The organism is Actinosynnema sp. NPDC059335, assembly GCF_042752395.1.
Lineage (GTDB): Bacteria > Actinomycetota > Actinomycetes > Mycobacteriales > Pseudonocardiaceae > Actinosynnema.
In genome coordinates this window covers 61200-65227 of record NZ_JBHYXZ010000003.1, presented here as the reverse complement: position 1 = coordinate 65227, position 4028 = coordinate 61200, and the positions used below count along the sequence as shown (strand labels likewise).

At 74.8% G+C, this 4028-nt stretch carries 3 protein-coding genes; all 3 read right to left on the bottom strand.

Features of this window, described 5'->3' with window-relative positions; all coding sequences use genetic code 11:
• Window positions 1-72 precede the first annotated feature (72 nt).
• Genes purH through ACFXGA_RS01550 form a run of 3 tightly spaced genes read right to left on the bottom strand, consistent with a single transcriptional unit; the run spans window position 73 to window position 3873 of the window.
• Window positions 73-1656 (bottom strand): bifunctional phosphoribosylaminoimidazolecarboxamide formyltransferase/IMP cyclohydrolase, encoded by a 1584-nt coding sequence (gene purH, locus ACFXGA_RS01560; protein ID WP_378083284.1) that lies wholly within the window; start codon window positions 1654-1656, stop codon window positions 73-75.
• Window positions 1653-2315 carry a phosphoribosylglycinamide formyltransferase gene (gene purN, locus ACFXGA_RS01555; RefSeq protein WP_378083282.1) on the bottom strand — a complete coding sequence of 221 codons (663 nt, stop codon included), beginning with the start codon at window positions 2313-2315 and terminating at the stop codon, window positions 1653-1655. Before purN ends, purH begins: the two co-directional genes overlap by 4 nt.
• A gap of 28 nt (window positions 2316-2343) precedes the next feature.
• On the bottom strand, window positions 2344-3873 hold the full coding sequence (locus tag ACFXGA_RS01550) for a DUF6350 family protein (protein WP_378083280.1): 1530 nt from the start codon (window positions 3871-3873) through the stop codon (window positions 2344-2346).
• Window positions 3874-4028: the final 155 nt, after the last annotated feature.

Below are 4028 nucleotides of genomic sequence, written 5' to 3'. Positions count from 1 at the left end.
TAGCTCACCACCCGCTCACGCGCAACGGCCCGGGGCACCCCCCACGCGCGAGGACCCCCGGGACCGACGGAACTAGTGCGCGAAGTGGCGCGTGCCGGTCAGGTACACCGTCGCGCCGGCCGCCTCCGCCGCCGCGATCACCTCGGCGTCACGCACCGACCCACCGGGCTGCACGACCGCGCGCACACCGGCCTCCAGCAGCACCTCCAACCCGTCCGGGAACGGGAAGAACGCGTCCGACGCCGCCACCGCGCCCCGCGCCCGGTCACCCGCGCGCGCGACCGCCAGCCGGGCCGCGTCGACCCGGTTGACCTGCCCCATGCCCGCGCCGACCGTCGCGCCGCCGGACGCCAGCAGGATCGCGTTCGACTTCACCGCCCGGCACGCCCGCCACGCGAACGCGAGGTCGGCCAGCCCTTCCTCGTCCAGCGGCGTGCCGCACGCCAACGTCCACTTGGCCGGGTCGTCGCCCTCGGCCTCGATGGTGTCCGCCGTCTGCACCAGCAACCCGCCCGACACCGCGCGCATCTCCAGGCCGCCGCGCTCGGGCGCCGGCGCGACCAGGATGCGGATGTTCTTCTTGCGCGTGAGCACGTCCACCGCGCCGTCGGCGTACGACGGCGCGATGATCACCTCGGTGAAGATCTCCGCGACCTGCTCGGCCATCTCCAGCGTCACCTCGCGGTTGGCCGCGATCACGCCGCCGAACGCGCTCACCGGGTCGCACGCGTGCGCGTTGCGGTGCGCCTCGGCGATCGCGCCGGGACCGTCCACCCGGGACACCGCGATGCCGCACGGGTTGGCGTGCTTGATGATCGCCACGCACGGCAGCTCGTGGTCCCACGCCGCGCGCCACGCGGCGTCCGCGTCCACGAAGTTGTTGTAGGACATCTCCTTGCCGTGCAGCTGCTGCGCCGTCGCGAGCCCCGTGCGCCCGTCGCCCCGCGTGTAGAGCGCGGCCCGCTGGTGCGGGTTCTCGCCGTAGCGCAGCACCTGCTTGCGGTCCCACGTCGCGCCGACCCAGCCGGGGAAGCCCGAACCCTCGTCGTCGGGGGCCACCACGCCGCCCAACCACGACGCCACGGCCACGTCGTAGGACGCGGTGTGCCGGAACGCGTCCACGGCCAACCGCTGCCGCTCCGCCAACGTGAACCCGCCGGCCGCGACCTGCTCCAGCACCCACGAGTACCGCGACGGGTCCACCACGACGGCCACGCTGGCGTGGTTCTTCGCCGACGCGCGCACCATGGCCGGCCCGCCGATGTCGATCTGCTCCACGCACTCGTCCGCCGACGCGCCCGACGCCACGGTCTCGGTGAACGGGTACAGGTTCACCACGAGCAGGTCGAACGGCTCGATGCCCAGTTCCCGCAGCTTCGCCACGTGCTCCTCGCGCCGGGTGTCGGCGAGCAGGCCCGCGTGCACGCCGGGGTGCAGCGTCTTCACCCGCCCGTCCAGCGCCTCCGGGAACCCGGTGACCCGCTCGACCGGCGTGACCGGCACGCCCGCGTCGGCCAGCGCGCGCGCCGTGCCGCCGGTGGAGACGATCTCGACCCCGGCCGCGTGCAGGCCGGTGGCCAGTTCCAGCAGCCCCGACTTGTCGGAAACCCCGATCAGGGCCCGGCGAACCGGTCGCCTCTCGGCAGGAGTGGTCACGGGATGCTCACCTTTCGTCCGTTCACGGTGCAGCCCTCGCGGGCCAGGCGGGCGACCACGTCGACCAGCAGCCGCCGCTCCACCACCTTGATGCGCTCGTGCAGGCTCTCGACGTCGTCGTCCTCGGCGACGACGACCGCCTCCTGGGCCAGGATCGGGCCGGTGTCCACCCCGCCGTCCACCAGGTGCACGGTCGCGCCGGTCACCTTCACGCCGTAGTCGACGGCGTCGCGGACGCCGTGCGCGCCGGGGAACGCGGGCAGCAGCGCGGGGTGGGTGTTGACCATCCGGCCGCCGAAGCGGGCCAGGAAGGCGGGTCCGAGGATCTTCATGAACCCGGCGGAGACCACCAGGTCCGGCTCGTGGGCCGCGACGGCGTCGGCCAGGGCGGTGTCCCACGCGTCGCGGTCGGCGTGGTCGCGCAGCTTGACCGCGAAGCCGGGGACGCCGGCGCGCTCGGCGCGGCTCAGCCCCTCGATGCCGTCGCGGTCCGCGCCGACGGCGACGACCTCGACCGGGTAGCCGGGATCGGCCGCCGCGTCCAGCAGCGCCTGCAACAGCGTGCCGGAACCGGAGACGAGGACGACGACCCTGGCGGGGACGGGAAGCCGGAGTGTGGTCGCGGCGCTCAGCGTGCTCTCCTTGCCGGTTACTGTCACAGCAGCTCAAGAGCAGCCTAGGCGTTGCCTACCGGGGCTTGTCGGCCAGGTCCGGGTCGGCGTCGCCGGGCTCGTCGTCCGGGCCGTCGCCGTCGTCGTCCCGGTCCGCTTCGCCCTCCTCGTCCGACCCGTCCTCCTCCGATCTCTCGTCCGAGTCATCGTCCGGTTCGTCCTCGAACTCCTCCTCGAGGTCGTCGTACTCGTCGAGGTCGTGGTCGAACTCGTCGTCGTCCTCTTCCTCTTCGAACTCCTCCTCGAGTTCTCCCTCTTCCTCGTCGTACTCGACTTCCTCGTCGTCTTCGTCGTAGTCCTCGTCGTCAGCGGGCTCGTCGTCGGCGACGTCCGCCGCGACCTCGTCCACGACGGGGGCCACCACGCGCGGCGGCCGGGGCCCGGCGAACCACGCCACGACCCCGCCCGGCACGGCCACCCAGGCGAACGTGAGCACGGCCAGCAACCCGGCCGGGACGGTGACCGGGTCGAACGCCCCGCCGCCCAGCGCGCCACCGGACACCGCGGCCAGCACCAACGTGCCGACGCCCGCGGTGACCGCCGCGACCAGCACCGCGCGCACCCGCGACCGGGGCGTGCCGGCGGCGTCGCGCAGCGACAGCCCGACGAGCACGCCGACCACGCCCGGCAGCACCAGCACCAGCGGCAGGTAGCCGGCCTGCTCCTCCGGCAACGCGGCCAGCAGCGGCACGGCGGGCACCGGACCGCCGACGAACTCCAGCGGCCCGACGACCACCGGCCCGATCGAGAACCCCGCGCCCACCACGTACGACAGCGCGCCGACCACCGCGTTCGGCAGGTACGCCAGGCACAGCAGCCAGATGCCCAGGCCGGTGCCGATCGTGCCGCCGCTCTGGTCGAACAGCGAGGCGGTGGTCGGCCAGGACAGCACCAGGCCCAGCGCCAGCACCAGCGCGCCCGCCGCCGCCAGCGCGAACAGCGCCGACGCGCCCGCGCGCAACCCGCGCCGCGCCACCGAGTCGACCCGCTCGAACACGACCTCCACCAGGCCGCAGCGCTGCGCGACCCCGGCGACCGCCGCGACCCCGGACACCACCGCGCACCCGAAGAACGCCACCGCGGGCGTCGCGCGGACCGGGCCTTCGTCGCCCATCAGGAACGCGATCACGCTGCCCACCACGGCGTGCGCGCCCGCGATGCCGAACACCACCGACCGCGCCTGCAACGGCTCGAACAGCCCCAGGCGGTCCGCCGCGCCCGCCGCCGCCCGGTACACCAGCAGCATGACCAGCACCGTGGGCAGCAGCGGCAGCAGGCCGAGCTGCCCGCCGTCGAAGCGCAGCGGCACGTGGTGCGCGACCAGCCAGCCCGGCGCGGCCGCGGTGAGCACGCCCGTGGTGGAGAACGACGCGTGCGCGGCCGTCGAGGAGACCAGCGCGAGGAGGGCGGCGACGCCCGCGTAGCCGATCACCACCGATCCGACCGCGGTCATCGTGAGCACCCGCACGCGTTCGGCGCGGGAGAACTCGGGCGGTCGGACGGAGTCCGCCACGACGCCGTGCGAGGTCGTTTGCTGCACCGACATCCTCCCACTGTCCCAGTAGCGGTGAGCCGTTCGGGCGAGACGCGCCGGGCACGCGAAGAGGGGTGGGGGGGGGGCCGGGCGGGGCCCCCCCCCACCACCCGGAGGCACGCCCCCCGCCGGCCCCCCCCACCCCGCGCGCGGCGGGGAGGGCGGGG